This window comes from Oceanobacillus sp. M60, from assembly GCF_053839645.1.
Genome location: NZ_JBSSNH010000007.1, coordinates 221,958 through 246,009, shown reverse-complemented (window position 1 = coordinate 246,009; position 24,052 = coordinate 221,958). Strand labels below are relative to the sequence as shown.

21 protein-coding genes are annotated in these 24,052 nt (G+C 36.4%); 19 read left to right on the top strand and 2 right to left on the bottom strand.

Annotation, left to right across the window (positions count from 1 at the left end; genetic code table 11):
• Positions 1 to 171: 171 nt before the first annotated feature.
• The 6 genes from ACW0TQ_RS17990 (at position 172) to ACW0TQ_RS17965 (ending at position 5,604) form a co-directional block, all read left to right on the top strand.
• The gene (locus tag ACW0TQ_RS17990) at positions 172 to 1,095 is read left to right on the top strand and encodes an ATP-binding cassette domain-containing protein (protein WP_368901591.1); all 924 of its coding nucleotides are present in this window, start codon (positions 172 to 174) and stop codon (positions 1,093 to 1,095) included.
• Positions 1,088 to 2,038 carry an ABC transporter permease gene (locus tag ACW0TQ_RS17985; RefSeq protein ID WP_256706128.1) on the top strand — a complete coding sequence of 317 codons (951 nt, stop codon included), beginning with the start codon at positions 1,088 to 1,090 and terminating at the stop codon, positions 2,036 to 2,038. Before ACW0TQ_RS17990 ends, ACW0TQ_RS17985 begins: the two co-directional genes overlap by 8 nt.
• Before the next feature lie 24 nt (positions 2,039 to 2,062).
• Complete coding sequence (locus ACW0TQ_RS17980) at positions 2,063 to 2,467, top strand: DUF4064 domain-containing protein (RefSeq protein WP_256706129.1); 405 nt, start codon at positions 2,063 to 2,065, stop codon at positions 2,465 to 2,467.
• Between the two features lie 126 nt (positions 2,468 to 2,593).
• Positions 2,594 to 2,779 (top strand): hypothetical protein, encoded by a 186-nt coding sequence (locus ACW0TQ_RS17975; protein ID WP_212929491.1) that lies wholly within the window; start codon positions 2,594 to 2,596, stop codon positions 2,777 to 2,779.
• 273 nt (positions 2,780 to 3,052) lie between these two features.
• Positions 3,053 to 3,847 (top strand): ABC transporter ATP-binding protein, encoded by a 795-nt coding sequence (locus ACW0TQ_RS17970; protein ID WP_341172891.1) that lies wholly within the window; start codon positions 3,053 to 3,055, stop codon positions 3,845 to 3,847.
• Positions 3,844 to 5,604, top strand: a complete 1,761-nt coding sequence (locus ACW0TQ_RS17965) for a putative ABC transporter permease subunit (protein WP_042533588.1) — start codon at positions 3,844 to 3,846, stop codon at positions 5,602 to 5,604. The genes ACW0TQ_RS17970 and ACW0TQ_RS17965 overlap by 4 nt, the downstream gene beginning before the upstream one ends.
• 230 nt (positions 5,605 to 5,834) lie before the next feature.
• On the opposite strand, the gene ACW0TQ_RS17960 is transcribed toward ACW0TQ_RS17965, so the two are convergent.
• Complete coding sequence (locus ACW0TQ_RS17960) at positions 5,835 to 6,947, bottom strand: citrate synthase (protein ID WP_368901590.1); 1,113 nt, start codon at positions 6,945 to 6,947, stop codon at positions 5,835 to 5,837.
• 113 nt (positions 6,948 to 7,060) lie between these two features.
• On the opposite strand from ACW0TQ_RS17960, the gene ACW0TQ_RS17955 reads away from it, so the two are divergent.
• The 13 genes from ACW0TQ_RS17955 to ACW0TQ_RS17895 all read left to right on the top strand — a co-directional run bounded on the left by ACW0TQ_RS17955 (position 7,061) and on the right by ACW0TQ_RS17895 (position 22,336).
• Complete coding sequence (locus ACW0TQ_RS17955) at positions 7,061 to 7,942, top strand: LysR family transcriptional regulator (protein WP_193064100.1); 882 nt, start codon at positions 7,061 to 7,063, stop codon at positions 7,940 to 7,942.
• Positions 7,943 to 8,452: 510 nt separating this feature from the next.
• Positions 8,453 to 9,202, top strand: coding sequence for an IclR family transcriptional regulator (locus ACW0TQ_RS17950; protein WP_042533591.1), 750 nt, complete (start codon positions 8,453 to 8,455; stop codon positions 9,200 to 9,202).
• Positions 9,203 to 9,610: 408 nt separating this feature from the next.
• Positions 9,611 to 10,900: an aspartate aminotransferase family protein gene (locus tag ACW0TQ_RS17945; protein WP_193064099.1), complete on the top strand. Its 1,290-nt coding sequence runs from the start codon at positions 9,611 to 9,613 to the stop codon at positions 10,898 to 10,900.
• Positions 10,901 to 11,102: 202 nt separating this feature from the next.
• Entirely contained in the window at positions 11,103 to 12,200 is a 1,098-nt protein-coding gene (locus ACW0TQ_RS17940) for a Gfo/Idh/MocA family protein (RefSeq protein ID WP_193064098.1), read from the top strand.
• Between the two features lie 34 nt (positions 12,201 to 12,234).
• On the top strand, positions 12,235 to 12,987 hold the full coding sequence (locus ACW0TQ_RS17935) for an SDR family NAD(P)-dependent oxidoreductase (protein ID WP_193064097.1): 753 nt from the start codon (positions 12,235 to 12,237) through the stop codon (positions 12,985 to 12,987).
• A gap of 41 nt (positions 12,988 to 13,028) precedes the next feature.
• Positions 13,029 to 13,910, top strand: coding sequence for an SMP-30/gluconolactonase/LRE family protein (locus tag ACW0TQ_RS17930; protein WP_332093638.1), 882 nt, complete (start codon positions 13,029 to 13,031; stop codon positions 13,908 to 13,910).
• 12 nt (positions 13,911 to 13,922) lie between these two features.
• Positions 13,923 to 15,638 carry an IlvD/Edd family dehydratase gene (locus tag ACW0TQ_RS17925; protein ID WP_042533596.1) on the top strand — a complete coding sequence of 572 codons (1,716 nt, stop codon included), beginning with the start codon at positions 13,923 to 13,925 and terminating at the stop codon, positions 15,636 to 15,638.
• A gap of 58 nt (positions 15,639 to 15,696) precedes the next feature.
• Positions 15,697 to 16,542 (top strand): amidohydrolase family protein, encoded by an 846-nt coding sequence (locus tag ACW0TQ_RS17920; RefSeq protein ID WP_193064094.1) that lies wholly within the window; start codon positions 15,697 to 15,699, stop codon positions 16,540 to 16,542.
• A gap of 33 nt (positions 16,543 to 16,575) precedes the next feature.
• Complete coding sequence (locus tag ACW0TQ_RS17915; protein ID WP_319022557.1) at positions 16,576 to 17,466, top strand: fumarylacetoacetate hydrolase family protein; 891 nt, start codon at positions 16,576 to 16,578, stop codon at positions 17,464 to 17,466.
• A 203-nt stretch (positions 17,467 to 17,669) separates the two neighbouring features.
• Positions 17,670 to 19,259: a solute:sodium symporter family transporter gene (locus ACW0TQ_RS17910; protein ID WP_042533599.1), complete on the top strand. Its 1,590-nt coding sequence runs from the start codon at positions 17,670 to 17,672 to the stop codon at positions 19,257 to 19,259.
• A gap of 789 nt (positions 19,260 to 20,048) precedes the next feature.
• Positions 20,049 to 20,393, top strand: a complete 345-nt coding sequence (locus ACW0TQ_RS17905) for a hypothetical protein (RefSeq protein WP_332093639.1) — start codon at positions 20,049 to 20,051, stop codon at positions 20,391 to 20,393.
• An 18-nt stretch (positions 20,394 to 20,411) separates the two neighbouring features.
• The gene (locus ACW0TQ_RS17900; RefSeq protein ID WP_368901601.1) at positions 20,412 to 20,873 is read left to right on the top strand and encodes a GNAT family N-acetyltransferase; all 462 of its coding nucleotides are present in this window, start codon (positions 20,412 to 20,414) and stop codon (positions 20,871 to 20,873) included.
• An 824-nt stretch (positions 20,874 to 21,697) separates the two neighbouring features.
• A complete protein-coding gene (locus ACW0TQ_RS17895; protein WP_256706142.1) occupies positions 21,698 to 22,336 on the top strand; it encodes a sugar O-acetyltransferase in 639 nt (212 codons plus the stop codon).
• Positions 22,337 to 22,630: 294 nt separating this feature from the next.
• On the opposite strand, the gene ACW0TQ_RS17890 is transcribed toward ACW0TQ_RS17895, so the two are convergent.
• Positions 22,631 to 23,998 (bottom strand): MFS transporter, encoded by a 1,368-nt coding sequence (locus ACW0TQ_RS17890; RefSeq protein WP_256706143.1) that lies wholly within the window; start codon positions 23,996 to 23,998, stop codon positions 22,631 to 22,633.
• Positions 23,999 to 24,052: the final 54 nt, after the last annotated feature.

Sequence of the window (24,052 nt, the reverse complement as noted above, 5' to 3'; positions counted from 1 at the left end):
CAGAGAATCATCCCCATCTAAAAAGGCAAGTGAAATTTTTAATCGTAGCAATGGAGATTATATTTATAAGTGTACAGCGTGCAGAATAAATAGTGAAAATAAACTTATGAATTTCATTATTTTGTAAAAATACCGATAATAAAGACAACAATATTATATGGAGGGAACTTTTTGGAAAACACAGCAATGAAACTAATTGATTTAAAGAAAACAATTGGAAAAACCGAAATTATTAAAGGGCTAAACTTTGAGATTAAGTCAGGAGAAGTCTTTGGCTTCATCGGCCCAAACGGTGCGGGTAAAACAACAACCATTCGAATGATGGTAGGTCTGATAAAAATGTCCGGTGGAGACGTACAGATACTGGGCAAAAGCATTAAAAACGATTATAAGGAGGCTATTAAAGAGGTTGGAGCCATTGTTGAGAATCCAGAAATGTATCCGTTTATGACAGGGATGCAAAATCTGGTACATTTTGCGCGTATGCTTCCGGATGTCAGCAAGGAGCGGATACAGGAGGTTATTTGCTTAGTAGGCCTGGAAAAGGCGATCAAAGAAAAAGTCGGCAAATACTCGCTAGGAATGCGGCAAAGGTTAGGGATTGCTCAAGCCTTATTACATAATCCGTCTGTTTTAATCTTAGATGAGCCGACAAACGGGCTTGATCCTGCAGGTATCCGAGAGATACGACACTATATTCGACGATTGGCTGAAGAGCAAAATGTTGCAGTTATTATTTCCAGTCATCTCTTATCAGAAATCGAATTAATGTGTGACCGGATTGGAATTATTAAAAATGGAGAGCTTATTACGATTCAAAATGTTCATGATGCAGCAGATACAGAGCAGAATTCCCATCAGATTCAGATGGAAGTAACACCTGCAGAGAAAGCAATAGAACTGTTAAGCACAGAGCATATTATAGAGGCCGTTCTCACCAATGGTTTCATATCCTTTCAAAGTCAAAGAGAAGAAATTCCTAATATCATTCAAACATTCGTGCGAAATGATATTTTGATTTATCAAGTAGAAGTATCCAGAGCGACATTAGAAGAAAAATTCTTTAATTTGATTGGAGAGAATGTCATTGAGTAACCTGGTGAATTTAATCCGAAACGAAATAAATAAAATATATATACAAAAATCAACCTGGATCATGTACATACTTTTAGCAGTTATTATTGCGGGATATGGCATGTTAACAAGCTTTTTTGGTGACGTAAGAGAGGATTACAGTCAGGATTCATGGCGTGCGGAGCTGCAGGAAGAGAATGAAGAGCTGACGAAGGAGATGGAAGAGGAAGAGCTCCTGGAAGACTTTAATATGGGTTTGATTGAGCAAAACAATTACTATTTAGAAAATGATATTCAGCCGGCGGGGTATGATGCGTGGCAATTTGTGATGGAGATGAACATCATGCTGTCCATCGTAAGTTTATTAACAATCATTATCGCAGCAGGGATTGTTGCGAATGAATTTAGATGGGGTACGATAAAACTTTTACTTATCCGTCCTATCTCCAGATCAAAAATACTATTATCCAAATATTTGGCAGTCCTGCTATTCGCTTTGATTACACTGTTATTTGTGGTTGTCTTTTCATGGGTGATTGGTGCCGTGTTCTTTGGTGTGGAAGGATTAAATCCGCAAATCGTCATGGATAAGGTCGGCGGTTTGGAATACGTATCGGTTATTCATGAGATAATTACAAACTATGGCTATAAACTCGTTAATTTAGTAATGATGGCAACCTTTGCCTTTATGATTTCAAGCATTTTCCGCAATAGTGCACTTGCCATTGGAACAGCGGTATTTCTAATGATGGCTGGGAATTCCATTGTCAGTTTTTTCTCGGAGTATGCATGGGCTAAATATATCTTATTTGCGAACACAGATTTAAGCCAATATGCGAATGACGCACCTTGGGTGGACGGGATGACGTTGCCGTTTTCCATCATGGTTTTACTTGTTTATTTTGTAGTGTTTTTAGCAGCTTCTTGGGGAATATTTACGAAGAGAGATATTGCAGGTCAATAAGAGATTTAGGGAGGTATAAAGATAATGAAAAGAACGGTTGAAATTGTATTAGGTGTCATTGGAATGGTCGGATATGGACTGGTTGCAGCTTTAGGCGGGTTTATGTTATTTCTGCAAAATAATGAAGACCTCCTTCAAGAAGTAGTAGAGCAAAATCCAGAAATGGGTCTTAATGATCTGAATACGGTCATGGAAGGAATGGGCGCAGGAGGGTGGGCGCTTCTCATTACTTCTATCCTCGCGATTATTTTAAGCCTTGCAGCGATTTTCTTGATTAAAGGGAATAAACAGCCGAAAATTGCAGGTTCGATTTTCATTGTGATTTCTATCTTAGGATCGATTGTTACCGTAGGGTTTGGTATTATTCCTGGCATCTTCCTGCTTATTAGCGGTATTATGTGTCTGGTTCGGAAGCAAGGGACTCTATAAGAGTATTTTAAAGAGAAGAAGCTGTCATCAAAGGAAGGATATATTTGATGACAGCTTTAGAGTTTTATTATTTAACTGCGAAATGAAAGGAATTGATGAAGCAAAGAGGAAGCGGAGGTGTTAAAAGTGAATAATAAGATTACATATGTCATATTTGCAGTAAGTATGCTGCTAATCCCATATTTTATCTTTCAAATTATTCATCATACGGGTAATCTAGGCTGGCAAATTTATTCAGGTTTGATGATTAATTGTTCAATTATCGCTGCACTGCTTATTGTCAGTCATTGGAGAGACGTGAAAAATCAATAAGTTATGGCATGATGAAATCTATTTAAAAAGCTAGTATCGTACTTTAAACTATTTTACACGCAGGGCAGGATTTGTAATAATTAGGGTGCTGAGTAATTAATAATGCACAAATATTAGCGGAATCTATTTGAAAGGAATTAATTGAAAGTTAATAATATTTATTGTATAAAAAAACAAATAACAAATGTATTGATTTGATTGTTGAAGAAATAGCAGAAAATTAAAGTTACTCTTTTACCGAATAAATGAATGGGATATACAAGGAGGCAAAAAATGAGTGAACGATCCATCAAAATTTTAGAGCTTGAAAAGAAATATGGAAATCAAGCTGCTGTCAAACAGATTAATTTCGAAGTGAGAAAAGGGGAGCTGTTTGGATTTTTAGGGCCAAATGGGGCAGGAAAAACAACGACGATTAAAATGATGACTGGATTGCTTGAGCCAACAAATGGAACGATTGAAATAAATGGTTATGATATTTGGAAAAATCCGCTTGAAGCGAAAAAGCAGATTGCTTATGTTCCAGACCAGCCAAATTTATATCCGAAATTAACAGGCTGGGAGTATTTGGAGTTTGTGGCGTCTGTATTTCAAATACCATCGGATCATTTTAAAGAACGGGCGGAGCAGTTACTGTCCATATTTGGACTGACGGACCGGGCTAATGAATTAATAGAAGGATATTCTCATGGGATGAAGCAGAAAATTGCAATCTGTGGAGCACTCGTCCATGATCCGGAAATTTTATTTTTAGATGAACCAACCGTGGGGCTTGATCCTAAAAGTGCACGGAATCTTAAAAATTTGCTCAGAGAAGAATGCGATAAAGGCATGACGGTGTTTTTAACAACACATATTCTTGAAATCGCGGAACAGATGTGTGACCGGATCGGTATTATTTCAGATGGTGCTATCATCGCACTTGGAACAATGGATGAATTAAGGGAAAAAGACGGACGTACAGAGGGAAGTCTTGAAGAAATTTTCTTAGAATTAACAGGCAGTGATGACCAAGAAGCGATTATTGAGGAGATGGCGAAAGAAAATCAACCAGGTGGTCCATCATGATAAAGGTTTTGCTCAAGAATCAGCGCAGAATATTTGTAAATACACTCAAATCACAAAATCTTAAAAATTATTTTGCCTATCTTTTTGTTTTTGCAGTCTTGGCTGTTCTGTTGTTTTTTGTCTCTCAGGCGATATGGAACATTGCCGGTTCGGTGACTGAGCCCATTTTAGATGGGATCTTTTCTTTCAGCTTGTTAATGATTATTGGAATGATTATTTTAATCGGGATGCCAGAAGTGTTTAAACACTTGTACTCGGCAACCGATTTAGAGTTTCTGTTCACCATGCCGATTAAAACGAGACAAATTTTTATAATGAAGTACATGCAAAGTTTTATCGGCGCACCTTTGACTGTTTTTTTATTTCTTTTAGTACCACTTACAGCTTATGGGGTGGCCAGCGGCGCAAATATTATCTATTATTTCGTACTTGTATGTATGTTGTTTACAGCGGCTACCATTGGGCTTTCCATTGCCTACCTGCTTAATTTGGTTGTCATACAGCTTATTCCTGCAAGACGAGCAAATGAATTGATGACAGCGATGACCTTTCTGTCAGGATTGTTTGTCTATTTGATATTTATGTTACCGCAAATATCAAATAACCGTTCATTATCAGAGTCTCTTATGGCAGGGCTTCCAGTTTTACCGGATTGGGTACCGGTAAGCTGGGGAAGTGATGCATTAATTCAGGCAGCAAATGGTTCAATGAGCTTTTTCCTGCCAATGATTTTATTGATACTTTTTGCCGGAGTGTTGATTTTACTTACGACGACATTAGTTGAAAAAGGATTCCGCACGGGTTGGGTTAGACTAAGTGAAGGAAGCGGGAAAAAGAAAAAGCGTAAACCTAAAAAAGAGCGTGCGCAGGGTGTATCACATCCAGTTATTGCGATCGGGAAGAAAGAATGGTTTTCCATTAAGCGTGATATGAGAGAATGGATGACATTTTTACCGCTTGCCTTTTTCATCGTTTTTCCGGTTATTGGTTTCTTCAGTGGTGGCATCCGCTTAAGTGATCTTCGCGGATTTAATGATATTTCATGGCCCATTGCTCAAGGCTTCTTTTTATTTATTTATGCATTGTTTAACGGACAGCTTGCTGCTGCGGCTATTGCACGGGAAGGATTGTCTGCGTGGATTTTACGCACGCTCCCATTATCAGGCCGCGATATTGCCTTAGGAAAGCTATGGATCAGCTGGCTGCTGCCATTTATTATTTTAACGATCTTGGAATGTATTGTAGGAGTATTTCTTGGCTGGGCATGGTGGCAGTTCATCTTTGGAATTGTGGTGAAAGCTGGAATTACCATCGGAATCAGCTCCATCGGCATTTGGATCGGAACAATTGGTGCACGGTTTAATCCGGGCAATCCCCAGCAGCGGTTAACCTTTGGAACGTCTATGTTTCTATTATTGTTGGCATATGTGTATTTGGCTGTTTTAAGCATCCCTTACGCATTAATGCTCGTACCTGGTGAGGCAGCTCCATTTGTTGTTGATCTGGGCGCGGAAAGTTCTGGATTTTTCGGTTTCGTATTTAGTTTATTTGGCGTTTTACTTACATGGAAAGCAAGTAATCCAGTGATCGTAATCAGTCTGGGCTTGCTGCTGATGTTCGTATTGTCTATTGGTCTTGCGTGGTTGTTCTTGTATGAGAGTGCGAAGCGGATTAATCGTGGTGTTACTATTGATATAGTGAGTGAGACGAGTGGAAAGACTTTGTTTAAACAGAAATCTGGAAAAAGTTTGTATTAAGCTTTATTTTTTTAGTGAGAAAGCCAATTTTGCTGAAAGATAGAGCAGTAGTTAATGTAAATATAACTATTTTATGTTCGGTAAACATGAATTAGATAAGGCGAAACATCCTTCAGCAGGGGATGAAAGAACCCCGCTGAAGGAAGTTTCACTTTATAATGTTTACGAACATTTAAGAGTTTATCGATTAATATTTTAGTGCAGTATTTGCCCAAGAGGTTAGTCTTCTCTTAGCCTCTTTGAGTATTTTCATTAATCATATTCTTCGATCCAGTATACTCAGAAAGAGGACGGAATATCCGATTGTTTTCTGCTTGCTCCAGAACATGAGCACTCCATCCGGCTGTCCTGCTTGCAGTAAATGTTGGTGTATACAGCATTTCCGGCAGATCTATAGCTTTGAAAACAGCTGCTGCATAAAACTCAACATTGGTATAAAGTCTTCGTCCAGGTTTATATTCTTTAAGCAAGCGAATTGCGGTATTTTCCACATACCTTGCAAGGGCAAACCAATCATCATTAGCCGATAAACTTTCAATGACATCGCTTAATGCCTCAGCCCGGGGATCATTTGTTTTATAAACACGATGTCCGAATCCCATCAGTTTTTCATTGTTATTTAGTTTTTTTCTCAACCAATCTTCGGTATTTTCCATTGTACCTATCTCGTTTAACATTGACATGACACCGGTTGGTGCACCTCCATGTAATGGCCCTTTCATAGCACCAATTGCTCCACAAACGGCAGAAAACAAATCAGATTCAGTAGATGCAATTACCCTGGACGTGAACGTTGCGGCATTCATACCATGTTCTGCCGTAAGAATAAAATAAGCATTTAAAACTTTGATATGTGCGTCTTTCGGTATTTTACCAGTAAGCATATACAAGTAATTGGACACATGATCTAATTGATGATTAGGCGCAATAAATTCTAAATGGTGTAAAGATCGATAAAGATAAGCAAGTATAGTTGGTATGATAGCTGTGATACGGGTTGCTTCTTCTAATGTTGGCGGCCATTCTGGATTCGCTTTCAAAGAAGATATACTTGTTCTTAAAACAGCCATCATTTCCATATCTTCTGGTAATTCATCAATAATACGAATGATGTACTCCGGTAAATTTCTTGCTTCATGAAGCTGCTTTTTCAATTTTTTTAATTCATTTTGTGCCGGCAGTTCCCCATACCAGAGTAAATAGATAACTTCTTCAAACGTATACTTACGAGCTAATTCATCTGCATGGTATCCACGAAAAATCAAGCGGCCATTTTCACCATCTACAGAACTCAAATTGGTTTGTACTGCTGTAATACCTTCAAGACCAGGTCGAAAATTCATTATAATTCCTCCATTTTTACTATTTGTGTCTATTATAAATGAGATATATAATAATGAATATTAGTTATTTATTAACTAAATGATTAAAAATCATAATCAATCAGGGGGAAGAGATGAATATAAATTGGTTACGGACCTTTATTATGGCTGCAGAAAGTGAAAATTTTAGAAAAACGGCAGAAAAGCTATATATGGCACAGCCAACGGTAACGGCACATATTAAACAGCTTGAAAGAGATATTGGCACACAATTTTTTAGCCGGTCTGGACGTAATATCATTCTTACGGAAGCTGGACGCCGATTTTTGCCGCATGCCCGGTTAATATTATCCAGCTATGACCGTGGAACTCATGATTTACTGGCTTGGGAACAAGGGTATAAAAGAAAGTTAACCATCGCTATTTCTCCATTATTAGCTGCCTCCATTCTTCCATATATTATTAGACAATTTATGGAGCGGCACATGGATGTAGAAGTGATTGTGCAGATAAAAGAATCAATGGAAATAAGCGAAATGATTGAAAAAGGAGAAGCAGATCTCGGATTATTGCAGATGAAACCCGTACAAGGATCATTGCAAGTGGAGAAAATAAAAGAAGATGATGTGATTTGCGTATGCTCCCATGATGGCGGTGATTTAGAAAGCAGCCCGCCAATTGATATTCATGATCTATTTGAAAATCAGACATTATTCACCTATAATCATCCAGAATACTGGGATGATCTATTAAATGCGATCCATGTAAAGTATCACAAGGTACGTACTATGGTTGTTACACAGGTCCACATTACGAAAAAATTTATCGAGGAAGGGCTAGGTTTCTCTTTTCTTCCTAAAATCGCTTTGAATCGGGAACTAATAGAAGGGAGATTACTGGAAGTAAGAACACCGGAGTTAAAGCTTCCAAAGGCATCTACTTATATCGTTACTCGTGCGGATACAGAAGAAAACAGGTTGTTCCAAGATTTTCTTGGAGGATATTTCTCGTATTAATATATTTAGATTGGTAAGGGATAAATATTTGAAAGAATGCTTTCTATATTTAACTGCAAGCCCCTTTTAAACAGCTTGCGATTGGCAATATTTTTATACATTTAAGTAAATCTTAGTACTATAATTGTTTCAATATTTTTGCGCCTGGTAATTAAGGGGTTTATTGAGTGAAATTTCAGAGTAATTAATTACATATATATCTTTTACATTGGGTTTTAGAGAAAATGAAATGATATTTTATTTTCCATAACAAAATTAAGCTTACTCTCTATCGAAATCAGAATAAAAGTTTAACTAATCCGAATAAAGGTCTTAAAAATCTTTAAAGAGTAATCATAAATAGTTGACGCAAACATGATATCTTGACAAAAGAAAAAACATATTCTTATAATGGTACTATATTACGAACGCGAGTTTATATACTGAACTAATTCATTGGTCAAAGAGTTATATTTTAAACAAATCATATATAGTCCTTTGTAAACAGATAACGTAATTGGGGGGAGCTAATTGGAAAAATATCACGTACCAGCTTTGGAAAGAACAATTAAAATACTAAAACTTATTAGTGAGTCGAAAGATACATATACGGGAACAGAAATTTGTAAAATGCTTGATTTACCAAAAGCTACGGTTTTTGCAATTATGAAGACGCTTGAGTACCATAATATGGTTCAAAAAGATCTCAATGGTCGTTTTCAAATTGGTCCCAAAATGTTTCAAATTGGAATGACGTATGTATCTGATAGTAATATGATAGAATTGGCAAAACCATATATGAAACGTTTGATGGGAGAATCGGGTTTTACTGTACATTTAGGCATCCTTCATGAAAATCAAATCATGTATATAGCAAAAGAAGAACCGGATAGTTTCATAAAATTCTCCACGTATCCCGGCCTGAAGACGGAAATTCATTTAACGGGATTAGGAAAAGCAATAGCAGCTTACTTGAGTGAATCGGAGCTTGACCAAATAGTGACATTTGAAAATTTGGATAAGGCAACACCGAATACAATTACTGATATGACGACTTTCAAGGAATCTCTTCGTGCTGTCCGCCAGAACGGTTATGCTATTGAAGATGAGGAAGGCGAGATTGGTGTTAGATGCATTGCTGCTCCGATAATTAATGCTCGCCATACTACTCCAACTGCAATTAGTGTAACAGGCCATACCTCTCAATTACCTAAAGATCGATTTTCAAAAATTGGAGAACTAGTTCGTGAAACAGCACAAGACATCGCAAAAAGTATATAATAGGTGATTTCGTATACCTGTTTCTTTATGATTTATATGACATTAAAAGAAAATGGTATGTGATATAAAGGAGAGTCCGAACCGATTGAAATTCTAACATTCATTTGAATTTCAATCGGTTCGGACTTTTTCATGTATTTTTCAACGGTTAACAGATAAAACAGAAAATTAACTATTGACAAAACTAATATTAGCACATTATACTTGTTCAACAAGGAGAACTAAGTTCAGTATTATGTATTTCGTTTGCTTTATTCGTTAGGAAATGTCTCATGTGTATTTATTTTGTAGACTATTTTAAATTGTAAAGGGGAGGATCATTTTAAAAACAATTAGAAAGCGCTTTCGTTTGGTGATGTCGTTTCGCTCTACATTTTGCATGATTAAAAATAGGGAGGTTTTTTAGAAATGTTAAATACGAAAAGTAAAGAATTATATGAAGAGGCAATAAAATATACCCCTGGTGGCGTACACACTTCTATAAGGAATGTGGATCCCCATTTAATTTTTACTAAATCAGAAGGCGCTTACATTTATGATGCGGATGGAAACAAATATGTTGATTATCAATCCGCATTCGGACCATATATATTAGGTCATAATTATAAAGCAGTAAATGATCAAGTAATTGAAGCTCTTTCAACAACAGACTTATATGGAGTAGGTACCACTGATTTAGAGATTAAATGTGCAGATAAAATAACAAAGAACGTTCCTTCGGCGGATCAGGTATTGTTTTGCAATTCGGGTTCAGAAGCTACGTATCATGCGATAAGACTTTCAAGGGCTATAACAAATAGAACTAAATTAATTAAATTTCAGGGGTGTTATCATGGATGGCATGATTATGTAGCGAGAAATATGTTAAGTGCTCCTGATATGATAGGCAAGCGTGACCCAGGTTCTGCTGGAATGATGGATGAAGCAATTGATAATACACTGATTTGTACATTCAATGATTTAGACGATGTTGCAGCTACTTTTCATAAAAACAAGAATGAAGTTGCGGCAATCATTGTAGAACCAATTCCACATAATATAGGCTGTGTGATGCCAGAAGATGGATTTTTGCAGGGGTTGCGTGATTTGTGTGATGAAAATAATGCGGTATTGATTTTTGATGAGGTGATTACAGGATTTCGCCATGGCTTAGGCGGTTTTCAAAAGGTTGCTGATGTAACGCCTGATTTGACAACAATGGGGAAAGCAATGGCGAATGGTTTCCCGATGGCCGCAGTCGCCGGCAAGAAAGAATATATGGAGCGGTACAATACCAATCCTGGTGGAGACGTTTGGTTTGCTGGTACATACAATGGGCATGCTGTTGGTACTTCAGCAACGATTGCTACCATGGAAATTATGGAAACAGAACCGGTTCATCAACATATTTTTGAACTTGGGGATAGAATGAGAAATGGCATTCGCGAAATACATGAAAGACTCGGCATGAAAGCATATGTAGCTGGATTTGGATCTGTTTGGACAACATATTTTATGGATTTTGAACCGAAAAATTATACAGATTTAATGAAGAACGATGCGGAAATGTATGTCAGTTATCGAAAGAAACTGATTGAGCGAGGCTTTTTCAAAATGCCGATGAATATTAAACGGAATCATATTAGTTATAGCCACACGAAAGAAGATATTGATAACACATTACAAGCAATAGAGGATGTTTTAAAAGAGCTCATTTAGTATCTTTTTCATTCATTCAAAAGTTTTAAAGTGGCTTCGTAGAGTGGGATCATTTAATATATGAATAATAACCATCCTCAAATGCTAAAAAATGGGTTTGAGGATGGTAGCCAAATATCATGAATAAAAAAGTTAAACAAAAGATGTTACATTAGCTCGTTTAATTTGTAAATTTCATAAATTTATTTAGGAGAGATCTTATATGAATAAACTGAAGATTGGAATAGTTGGTACAACACGAGGAGCTGATTTTTATGAAGATTTTAACTTATTTAATGATGTAGAAGTGAAAGCCATTATGGATACGAATGAAGAAGCTCTGATGAAGTTTTCAGAAAAGTATGGTGTGAAAAGAACCTTTTCTAACTATGAGGAATTCCTTAACGATGGTATTGATGTCGTTGTGTTAACATCTCCTATTCATATGCACGCGCGTCAAGCAATTTCAGCTTTGAATAAGGATATCCATGTACTGTCAGAAGTAACCGCGGCAACAACTTTGGAAGAATGTAAATTATTATTGGATGCAGTCAAACGAAGTAAGGCGAAATACATGATGGCGGAAAATTATTGTTATATACGAGAAAATGTTGCTATACAAAATATGGTTAAGAAAGGTTTATTTGGCGAGATTTATTATTCGGAGGGAGCGTATATACATAATGTGAAACATTTACAATACGATGAAAATGGTGATCCAACGTGGCGGAAAACAGACACCATGGGAAAACGCGGTTGTAATTATGGGACACATAGTCTTGGGCCTATATTAAATTGGTTTAACGAAAGCGTTCAATATGTAAATTGTTTAGGTTCCGGATCACATACATCTCCAGATAATGAAATTGATGACACAACGATTATGTTATGCAGAACAGAAAGTGATGCGCTGATAAAAATACGATTAGATTTAACTTCTAATCGACCACATATTATGCGGTATTATTCCTTACAAGGAACCAAGGGTTGTTATGAAGCACCAAGCGTTCCTGGAGAGAAGCATCGCGTATGGTTAAAAGATTATAATCCATCTAGTGAAGAATGGATGGATCTTGAAGCATTTTATCCTGAATTTTTACCAGAAGATTATTTGAAAATGCCGGTTGAACCAAAAAACGCTAACCATTGGGGAGCAGACTATTATATGATTAAAGATTTCCTAGATTGCATTATGCATGACAAGCCTCTGAATATTGATATCTATAAGGCTTTACAACTGACATTGCCTGGAATTTTATCTGAGGAGTCAATCACTTCAGATGGAAAACAAGTCACAATGCCAGATATAAGTAAATGGTAAATGTTTCAATCTTGAAAAGAGAGAGGGTGTTCATGTGCAAAAAAGAGTGTTAGTTACTGGAGGAGCTAAGGGCATAGGAAAGGGGATTGTTCAAAAGTATCTAAAAAACAATTGTCGTGTTGCCATATTGGATAACGATGAAGAGCACTTATCCATTTTAGCTGCGGAGTGTCGTACCTATCATAATCGAATTCTGCCCATTGTCTGTGACTTGCAAAATGTTGAAGATATAGAAGAAAAAGCGGAGAAGGCTTATGCCTATTGGGAAGGGATAGATATTTTAGTTAATAATGCTGGTTTAGCTGTTAGGGAACCTGTTATTGAAATTCCAATAGAAAATTGGGATCAGATCATGCAAGTGAATCTTAGGGCAAATTTTATTCTCAGCCAATGGATAGCAAAGCGAATGATACAAGATCAAATTCCTGGCTGCATTGTAAATATCTCATCTAAAAATGGCTTGGCTGGCAGTTCGTACTTAGCCCATTACAATGCTTCAAAAGGGGGAATTAATTTATTGACACAATCGTTAGCTGTAGAGTTGGCACCGTACAATATTAGAGTAAATGCAGTAGCACCCGGCTTTATTGATACACCATTGGATAAAAAATTAAAAAAAGGAGATGAGACATTGAATTTAACGGAGAAAACACCTATGAAAAGATTAGGAACAGTGGAAGAAGTAGCGGATGGGGTCTACTTTTTATCTTCTGACCAAGCAACTTATATTACGGGTACTGTTTTAGTCATTGACGGTGGTCATTTAGCCAATGCGAGCGAATTGTAAGACGAGTGTTTTTAAATTAGTAGTGTGGTGAGGTGGGATAGTTGGATAAAACTTGGGAACTAGTCCAAGATGAAAAGGCGCATTTAGGAGAAAGTCCTTCCTGGGATAGCGAAGGCCAGGTACTCTATTGGATCGACAGTGCTCGAGGGAATTTATATATATATGATCCTAAAAATGAACGAAATCGAAAAATGGAAATAGGCGAGCATATTGGAAGTGTTGCTCCTAAGAATGAACAGGAAGTGATTATGGCCACAGAAAGCGGCATTTATTTATTCCATCTTGAAACGGAAAAAAAGACATTTATCACGAATCCCAATAAGCATTCTGAAAATATATTTAATGATGGCAAATGTGATCCATTCGGACGTTTTTGGGTAGGAACTGTTAATGGAGTAGATGCTGAAAAGTTTACTGGGGAATTATTTTGTCTCCAACTAGATTATTCGATAGCAACGAAGATTCAATCTGTTGGATGTTCCAATGGCATAACCTGGTCTCCGGATTATCAAACCATGTATTATATTGATACGTTAGCATATAAGATAGTAGCTTTCGATTATGACTTGAATACAGGTGATATTAACAATAAGAGAACTGTTGTGATTATACCAGAGAAATTTAAATTGCCTGATGGCATGTCAGGTGACATGGAAGGGAATCTATGGGTGGCACATTGGGATGCAGGGGTCATTTGTTGCTGGGATCCTAATAATAGAAATTTATTAGAAACAATCAAACTGCCAGTGCCTCGTGTTACTTCTTGTGTCTTTGGTGGAGAGAAACGGAATGAATTATACGTTACGAGTGCTCGTACAGGATTAACAGAAAAGGAGTTAGCATCTCATCCTTATTCTGGGGGATTATTCCGTATCAACATGGATGTACAAGGATTACCAACATTTTCATTTAACAATCGATAGGAGGTACTGTCTTTGAGTAACGAAACGAGAAAAAGTGAGACATATTTTGCTGATCAAACCCTGTGGGGATTTGTACATCGTTCTTTTACAAAATCAATGGGTTATACGGAAGATGATATAAAGAAGCCAATCATTGGTATATGCAATACGTTTAGTGAATTAAACAAGTGTCATTCGCATTTTAACGAACTCGTTGAACATGTAAAGAGAGGAGTCTGGCAAGCGGGTGGAACACCAATGGAATTTCCGACGATCTCTCTTGGGGAGCCATATATTAAACCAACATCTATGCTGTTACGAAATTTAATGGCCATGGATACAGAGGAAATGATGAAAGCCCATCCTATTGATGGAGTTGTTTTATTGGGAGGCTGTGATAAAACGGTCCCCGCTCAATTAATGGCCGCTGCCAGTGCGAATATACCATCCATCATCCTAACGGGAGGGCCGATGTTGAATGGCAGGCTGGGCGGGGAAAGCCTCGGTGCTTGTACAGATTGTTATCGTTTTACCTTAGAACATAAAGCAGGAAATTTGGATGGTGCTCAACTTGCAGAAGCAGAAAATGCTATTTGCCGGAGTGACGGACATTGTATGGTAATGGGGACAGCTAGTACGATGGCATCGATTGCAGAAGGATTAGGAATGGCTCTACCTGGGTGTGCAGCAATACCTGCTGTCGATTCAAGAAGGCGTCATATGTCACAGATGACAGGGAATCGAATTGTTCAATTAGTAAAAGAAAATTTAAAGCCTAAAGATATTATGACAAGAGAAGCTATCGAAAATGCGATCACCGTAACGATGGCGAGTGGTGGCTCAACAAATAGTATTATTCATATGGTTGCTATTGCCCAACGTCTCGGTATGAAACTTCCGTTAGAGACGTTCGATGAGATAAGCAAAAGAACGCCATTTTTATTGAATTTGCGGCCATCTGGACAATACCAAATGGAAGAGTACTTTGAAGCTGGTGGTGTACCTTCTCTAATGAAAGAGTTGGAACCTCTTTTACATAGAGAATGTATGACGGTAACAGGTAGAACAGTGGAAGAGAATTTGATGGATGTCCATGTCTTGGATAGAAAAGTTATCTTTCCGTTGACTGAGCCAATTGAATCAGACGGGGGCATTGCTGTTTTAAAAGGAAACCTTTCCCCTGGTGGTTCACTTATTAAGAAAACAGCTGTATCCAAGAAATTCTTTCAACATAAAGGAAAAGCAGTAGTATTTGATTCTTTGGAAGATATGAAGAAGCGGATTGATGACCCAAATCTCGATGTCGAGGAGAATAGTGTATTAGTTTTGAAAAATCTCGGGCCAAAAGGTGCTCCAGGTATGCCGGAAGAAGGGCAAATACCTATTCCACAGAAACTATTAGAAAAAGGTGTGCGTGATATGGTGCGTATATCTGATGGAAGAATAAGCGGAACTTCTTATGGAACGTTGGTAGTTCATATATCTCCAGAATCTGCTGTCGGAGGACCGTTCGGATTAATTGAAAATGGAGATGAAATTAAATTGGATATCCATGATCGGCGTCTTCAATTACTTGTTGATGAAGAAGAATTAGAGAAGAGGAAGTCAAAATGGGTACAGCCAGAGCCATTTTATGATCGTGGCTATGGGTTGTTATTTGAAAATACAGTTTTACAAGCGGAGTTAGGATGCGATTTTGATTTTTTACTTCCTAAGGAATTGAGGGATGAATTAAAAAGCAACAGTTAAATAGAAGGTTTATCAACAAATAGGAAGAATCAGAATAAACGAGGAGGGGTTGCTTGCCATGATATTTGATAGTCACACCCATTTATTTGGACCTGGTCATGTAACGGGGGCGATGAGAGAAGCCTGTCAAAGAGCCTGGGGAGAAAAACATGAATTAATTGCATTACCGGAAGACCATCAAGAAAGTATAAAAGATGTAGATGGAGCGATCGTTTTAGCGTTTGATGCACCGGCAACCGGCACGAGGGTTCCGAATGAATATGTTTCTGAATATGTTTCCAAACATGCGGATAGATTATTTGGCTTTGCGAGTGTAGATCCGAACAATGATTTAGCGCCTAGTATATTAGAAGATGCAGTTAAGAATTTACATTTAAGCGGATTAAAATTGGGGCCGATGTATCAAAATTTCTATCCGGATGACAAGAAACATTTTGCCTTATATGCAAAAGCGAATGAATTAGATATTCCCATACTATTTCATCAAGGGACATCTTTTGTTCCAGAAGGTTTTTTAGATGCATCAAGACCAGCCGCTTTAGATCCCATTGCAAGGGCTTTCCCAGATTTAAAAATAATTATTGCTCATATGGGGCATCCCTGGGTTGGTGAATGCATTTCAGTAGTTCGTAAAAATCCGAATATGTATATGGATTTATCCGCTTTAGGGGGAAGACCATGGCAATATTACAATGCAATGGTATTAGCTATGGAATATGGTGTAACACATAAAATCTTTTTGGGTTCAGATTTCCCGTTCTTTACCATAACACAAACCATAGATACATTGTGGGAAATTAACGATGTTGTAGAAGGAACCAAGATGCCAAAGATTCCCGATCATATTATAGAGGATATTATACACCGGAATGTACCTGGAATTTTAAAATTGCGTAAAGGATAGTCGACATTATGAAATTGGATAGAGAGGAGAATAATGATGAAATTTTTAACTATTCAGAAGGAAGATAAAGAGGTTTTAGGAATTCAAACGGATAAAGGTATTATCGATTTCGATGAATTGCTCCAAAATCATAGGAATGCCACTATTCCAACGGATGTGATGGAAGTTATCCATGGAGGAAAAGATGCGGTGAAAGAAATAGCGAGTTATATAGAACAAGTAGAAACGGAATCGATTCGTTATTTGAAAGAGGGAGATATTCATTGGGGACCAGCTATTACCTCACCAAGTAAAATTATTTGCGTTGGGTTAAACTATCGAAAACATGCAGACGAAACGGGTTCACCCTATCCCGAAACACCGATTCTTTTTAACAAATTTAATAATACATTAACAGGACATAAACAAGCTATTAAAATTCCGAAAACCACAAAAAAGCTAGATTACGAGGTAGAACTAGGAATGGTCATTGGAAAAACAGCAAAAAATATTCCTGTAAACGAAGCACTAAATCATGTATTTGGCTATGTTACAGGAAATGATTTATCCGCTCGCGATTTACAATTTGTTTCTAGTCAATGGTTGCTTGGCAAGAGCTGTGATGATTTCAGTCCAGTCGGTCCCTATTTAGTAACTAGTGACGAAGTGGAGGATCCAAATAATTTGCAACTTAAAACGATTGTAAATGGGGAGGAAAAACAAAACTCAAATACTTCCGATATGATTTTTCATTGTGATGAGATTATTAGTTATATCTCTAAGTATATGACATTAACACCAGGCGATCTTATTTTAACCGGCACACCAGAGGGAGTGATTATGGGGGAATCAGAAGATAAACAAGTATTTTTAAAACCTGGGGATGAAGTAACTGTGGAAATAGAAAAACTAGGAAGTTTAACAAATAAATTTGTATACGAATGATTTTGAAAGCGCCTCAATTTCATCAATTTCCAATTGATTTGAGTTTCATATTAGCAAGGTAAGAGAGGTATAAAAATTCAAGAAACTGCTTCACATGGGAAAAGTAGGCGAGGAGGAATGAGCGGTTAATTCTCTACAAAAATCAATGAACGACATTAGAAAATAATTATTTTGTTAAAAACTATTATCATAGGAGGCCTTCAATGTCATTCATAACAATTATATCGTTTTTGTTTTTTATGGGATTGGTTGCTTTGATTTCTTATTTTTATACGCGAGGTGAAAACCTCCAAACTACAGAAGGCTATTATTTAGCAGGTAGAGGGCTTTCTGCATGGGTGATTGCTGGGTCGCTATTGTTAACAAACCTTTCTACAGAACAGCTTATTGGTTTAAGTGCGGAGGGGTATCAGTTTAGCTTATCTTCCATGGCATTTGAAGTAATAGCTGCCATTGCTCTTATTATTGTAGCGATATTTTTTCTTCCTCGGTATTTAAAAGGGAATATTATAACGATTCCTGATTTTCTGGCTGATCGTTATGATGAACAAACGAAACAAATTGTTACCATTCTTTTTTTACTTGGGTATATCACGAATTTAATGCCTCCCGTTCTATATACAGGTGCTATTGCATTTAATGGTATTTTTAATATTGACGAAATTCTGGGCGTCAGTAGATTAACCGCATTTTGGATCATTTCTGTCACTGTTGGAGGAATCGGTGCCATTTACGCTATTTTCGGTGGACTAAAAGCTGTTGCTATCAGTGATACGGTAAATGCAGTTGGTTTGTTCATTGGAGGCCTATTAATACCAATATTAGGTCTAGCCGTTTTGGGAGATGGTTCCATATTTGAAGGGATAACCACGATTGTTAATGATACACCTGAAAAATTAAATGCTATCGGCTCATCCGCAGAACCGGTCCCTTTTAGTACTTTATTTACCGGGTTGCTTTTAATCGGACTATTCTATTGGGGGACCAACCAACTTGTTATGCAACGTGCACTTGCAGCCAAAAGCTTAAAGGAAGGGCAAAAAGGGTTATTAATTGCGGCGGCATTTAAGTTATTCACGCCGATAATCATTATCTTGCCTGGAATTATTGCTTTTAATATATTCGGTCCTGAATTAGTACCTGAAGATGCGTATCCTAGACTTGTGGAACATGTGTTACCGAGCCCGTTACTTGGATTTTTTGCTGCTGTTTTAGCAGGAGCAGTGTTATCAACATTTAATTCAGCACTCAATTCATCGGTGACTCTATTTATGATAAATGTTTATAAGCCTTATATTAATCCAAATGCAACACAAGCGACTCTTGTACGAAAAGGAAAGTATATTGGTACTGGCATTGCCCTTTTTGCTATTATTGTAGCGCCGTTAATTGCACTGGTTCCGGAAGGATTTTTTGTTTATTTACAAACGGTCAATGGGTTATACAATGTGCCAATCTTAACAATTATAATTGTAGGATATCTGACAAAACGTGTACCTACCATAGCGGCGAAAATATCTTTAGCAGTATTTATCTTCGCTTATGCTTTAACACAATTGGTCTGGGATTTTGGATTAAATTACATTCATATCTTAGGAATATTATTTGTTATTTGTGTAGGATTGATGTTGATTATCGGAAAAATCAAACCGAGGGAAACAGAATTTGTTCTGAAAGAGAATAATTCCGTTGATGTTACAAATTGGAAATATTTATATCCGTTCTCTTTGGCGATAATCGCATCGATTCTTCTGATGTATATCTTTTTCTCTAAACTGGGTATTGCTGGGTAGATAAAGTGTGAATATTGTATCTTTTTAGAGAATCGAAGTAATGAGTAAAGTAGCACGACATACAAAAAATAATATGATGTTTATATAAAAGATGAGTTCGTAATTGAACTTACTATTGTTTTAACACATAAACATTTCAGGGTAGAAAATCATTTATATTCTTAGTAAATTTTAAGCAATGCTTAAGTTGGCAATCAAGCAAATATTAAATATAAAAATAATCACTACTTTGTAAAAAACAAGTAGTGATTATTTTTATTTATAAAGCTGTTGAGGATTTATTAATCAGATACTTCAAATTATTATTGTGGCATGTTAATAATCTTCACAGAAGCGACAAATTCTTTCTGTAATTTTGTTCTAAGCTTCTAACAAGGAATGGATTACTAAACTAACTTCAAAAATCCAAATAAGTCAAAATATATGTGAATTGAGAATAGATAAGGTAAACTAATCTTATTAAATAGAGCGGAGAAAGATATAATAAAAAAAGGAAGTTTTACAGCATTTATTTTTGTTCTGTTTTTATTTTTAATTGCTTGCAATAATGAAGAAACCAAAACAGAGAATCAAGAAAATGATCAGGAAAAGACTGCGGATGAGAAAGAGATATTAAGTGAGGAAGTGGAAGCCTCTTCTAATGTATAAGACCCCGAATAAGAAAAGTTATTTGATGTTATAAGACACAATATTTTAGCTAAAAATCAAGAGGATGAAGATAAGTTTTTGTCTTATTTCCATAGTGAGTCGCCAATAATGCAAGATGTTGAGGGAGAACTCACAAGCATCATGGATATAGGTGGGGAAACATGGATTACAGATATCGTTTTGGAGGAAAAAGAAGAAGATAACGCAATTATCTATACGTCACAAGAAACATATTTTGAAGATGAGTCCATACATAACTATCAACAAACGATACTGTATTCACTCCAAAAAGAGGATAGACATTGGAAAATCTATTCGATGGCTGGTACCGAAATCAGTTATATTGATGAATATGGAAATTTCCTGGAAGATATCTCTGGTTCTAGTGAGGGCGTCACATCCATTGATGAATTAGAAGGAGACTATGCAGCCCTTTTGAAAGAGATAGACTTGAGTTCGATAAACGAAGAGCTGACAGTGGATTAAGTGAACAGAATATTAACGATGGAGGTAATCGTCGGCCTTGGAAACTACTATTCAACAATGGAAGATTTAGACGGCGTACCGAATTTATTTAATTTATATCGTGTGTTTTACGAACAAACATCAGACATAGAAGGTGCGAAAGCGTACATAAAGCAGCGTTTAGAACACAAGGGTTCTGTGATATTTATGGTGAGAGATCATCAAATGTATGTCGGATTTACCCAGCTTTATCCGACATTCTCATCCATATCTATGAAAAAAGCATGGATACTAAATGATTTGTATGTAGATGCAGAAGCAAGGAATCAGGGAATAGGAGAAAAGCTTTTAAATAAAGCAAAGGATCTTGCTATGGAAACAGATGCGAAAAGCATTGTTTTGGAAACAGCACCGGATAATACTGCTTCTCAGGGATTACATGAAAAGAATGGATATATCCGGGATTCACAATTTTATCATTATGAATTAAATTTAAGTTAATCGCTGTTTGGATGCGTATTTGATTAAAGGGAGGACTCTATATCTTAGTAAATATAATTGGAATAAGCTCATTCATTATTATCTTAGGCATGGCTATTACACATACTTCTTTCAGTAAGGTTGTAGTTGTATTATTCTTTAGTTCTTTAGCTCTGTTTATCGCGAGGCTAACGATGGAAAAGGAAAGCCTGCTGCATGCTTTTATGGATTCGTTTGGCTTATTTTCTTTGATTGCTTTTATCGTGATTGTTATCAATTACTTTCGAAATCGTTCTGTTCATAATGAAACTTAATGAATCATATAATTAAAGGGAATAAAATCATATTAATTACAATCCGGCTAATAAATAAGCTCTCTAAAAAGGGCTTATTTATGCTTTGCTGGGAGTTTTAGAAGTATCCTATAGAGCATTAGCATTTAAACAACTACTAGTTTACTAAAGTGATATACAGCAAGTGAATCAGCGTGAGAAATAAGCAATGGAATTATGTTATAATAAGTGCGAATATTGCATAAGAATGAACTTAAATAATAAGATGGCAAAATGAAATGCCACCCTACCAAAACTGGGCAAGTCATTGAAGTAGGCTTCAAATCTTTTTAAGACTGTTTATTCTTAAATGTGAGAAAAGCAATCGAATTTTGGTCATTTACAATACCTTGGTAGTACCAATGGGCAAACAATCGTGACTTTTAGTATGAATAGCACTTGTTATGTTTGGCTTGTCTGTTTGTAGAATGAACTTTTGAAACAAAATTACAGGAAAAAGCGATTGGAACAAACTTGTTGATCCTGCGCTAGATTCCACTTAGGAGAATAAAAATGAGAGAAGAAGAAAAAATCTTTAAAGGTACCCTTTTTTCACCTGGAGAACCGGATTTAAAAAAAATAAAGCTGAGAACTCATAACCTATGCTCCGAATATAACCGCACGTTCGAAGATGAAACGGAAAAGAGACAAGCACTCATTTCAAATATTTTCCATGAAATTGGAGAGAGCAGCCGTCTGCAAGGTCCTATTTATATTCACTACGGAAAACATACAAAGATTGGTAATCATTTTTTTGCAAATTTTAATTTAACCATTCAAGATGATGCAGAGGTGGTTATTGGCAATCATTGTGATTTTGGTCCAAATGTGACGATCGTTACGCCTGTACATCCAATGCTTCCAGATGAACGCCGCGCCATTATGGATAAAGACGGTGTGCCTAAGCATATGTGTTATGCGAAACCGGTTAAAATTGGTAATGATTGCTGGCTTGGAGCAAATGTGGTTGTTTGTCCGGGAGTAACAATCGGGGATAATTGCGTAATTGGGGCAGGAAGTGTTGTTGTGAAGAACATTCCAAGCAATACCTTTGCGGCTGGCAACCCATGCAGAGTGATTAGAGAAATTACGGAACTGGACAGCATGAAACATAAGCCGGAAATTTTGGACGATAATAGAATTATAGAATAAAAATATTTCGGACTATGAAAGGCCTTACAGATTCCCGTTTAATACTGCGGGGCAAACGTAATTGGCGTAGTGGTTGTAATCAAGTTTTAAGAAAATATTCTACTCACTAAAGTAATTAATGGGCTATATTTTGAGTGAGAATAGAATCGTATTCGTACAATTTGACTTGAGTTGAGGGCTGTTACATAATCAGGTAATTGATTATGTAACAGCCCTTCTTTTATCAAAATAAAAAAGGAATCTATTTGAAAAACACCTGCATATCTTGAAAGCTTATATTTCCAGGTGGCGGCTTTATTCATGCATTCCGGATTTTTGATTGTTCAGTTTGTATGCAAATGCTAAGTATAGAAAAGCAAAGAATGAGATAAATATAATCACTACTAGAAAGTAAAGAATGGTCGTTGTATTTGCCAGTATATCCAATATAATTGAAACACTTATTACACCAAAAATACTGCCAATTTGACGTGCAAGGTTTACTAATGAAGAAATTTCATTATGATATTTTTCTCCCGTTGATAAAAAAGCTGCATTCATTAATACGGGAGCTATAGCTCCAGAAAAACCGAAAAGAATAAAACTAATTAAAATAAAAACAGAGTATGCTGCTATTGTGAAGTAGGTAAACAAAAATATACTGCCTGCAATAATAGCCAATAAGCATAGCTGCTGAGTCCATTTTTGTCCTAATTTATTGACCAGAACAGGTGACAAAAATGAGGATATTAGCATACCGGAAACCGTTAAGGGCAAAAATTTCACACCCGTCTCAAGCGAAGACAAAAATAAATGTTCCTGAAAATGAATAGAAAGGAAATACATCACTCCATAGATTGAAAAATTATAAGTAAATCCATTTATTAAGCTGGCAACATTCTGTTTTGTGAATAGTTGCCGCTCTATTACTTGTGTCTGATTATTTCTAAACTTGATACTATATGCATATCCAAAAATTAGTAAAGTGATTCCTCCTAAAGTAAATAACAGCGGTAACTGATAGATTACTTTATATTCCTGTATCATAAATACGAAAATTAAGATAAACAATGCAACCAGCACCTGTTCCTTGAAAAACATCGGAATTTTTTCTTTTTCTGTATCCTTGATTGCAGCAAGTCCAGTCCAGATGACAATTAAAGAAAAAGGAATATTGATAAGAAAGGTGCTTTGCCAACCCCACAATTCATTTAAAAAACCACCAACCATCGGCGAAAAGGCAAATGCGATGCCTGATGTTCCGGACCATATACCAAAGGCAGTCGCTCTTTTTTTTGGCTCTGTTACTGTCGATGATAAGAGCTTTGTTGCAATAGGTGCAAACATAGCTGCACCAACTCCTTGAATAATCCTAGAGATTACCAATTGTTCATAAGTGTTAGAGAAACCACAGAATAGCGAACCAACCATAAAGATTGAAATCCCCGTGATAAAGGCATTTCTTGCACCTATTCGTTTACTGAACCTGGCAAAAAATAGGATGAACGAAGCAAATACCAATACATAGCTATTTACGACCCAAGAGGTTTGTAAATTGCTTAAATATAATTGTTCTCTCAAAGGTGGAATAATTATATTTACGATATTTGTATCTAGAATAATTAAGAAAGATCCGATGCAAATACTGATTAAGCTTATTGTTTCTCGACGTGTGTATTTCATAAAAATCACCTTATTTCAATTTTTTTTGAACTGTAACTATTATTTCAAAAAAAA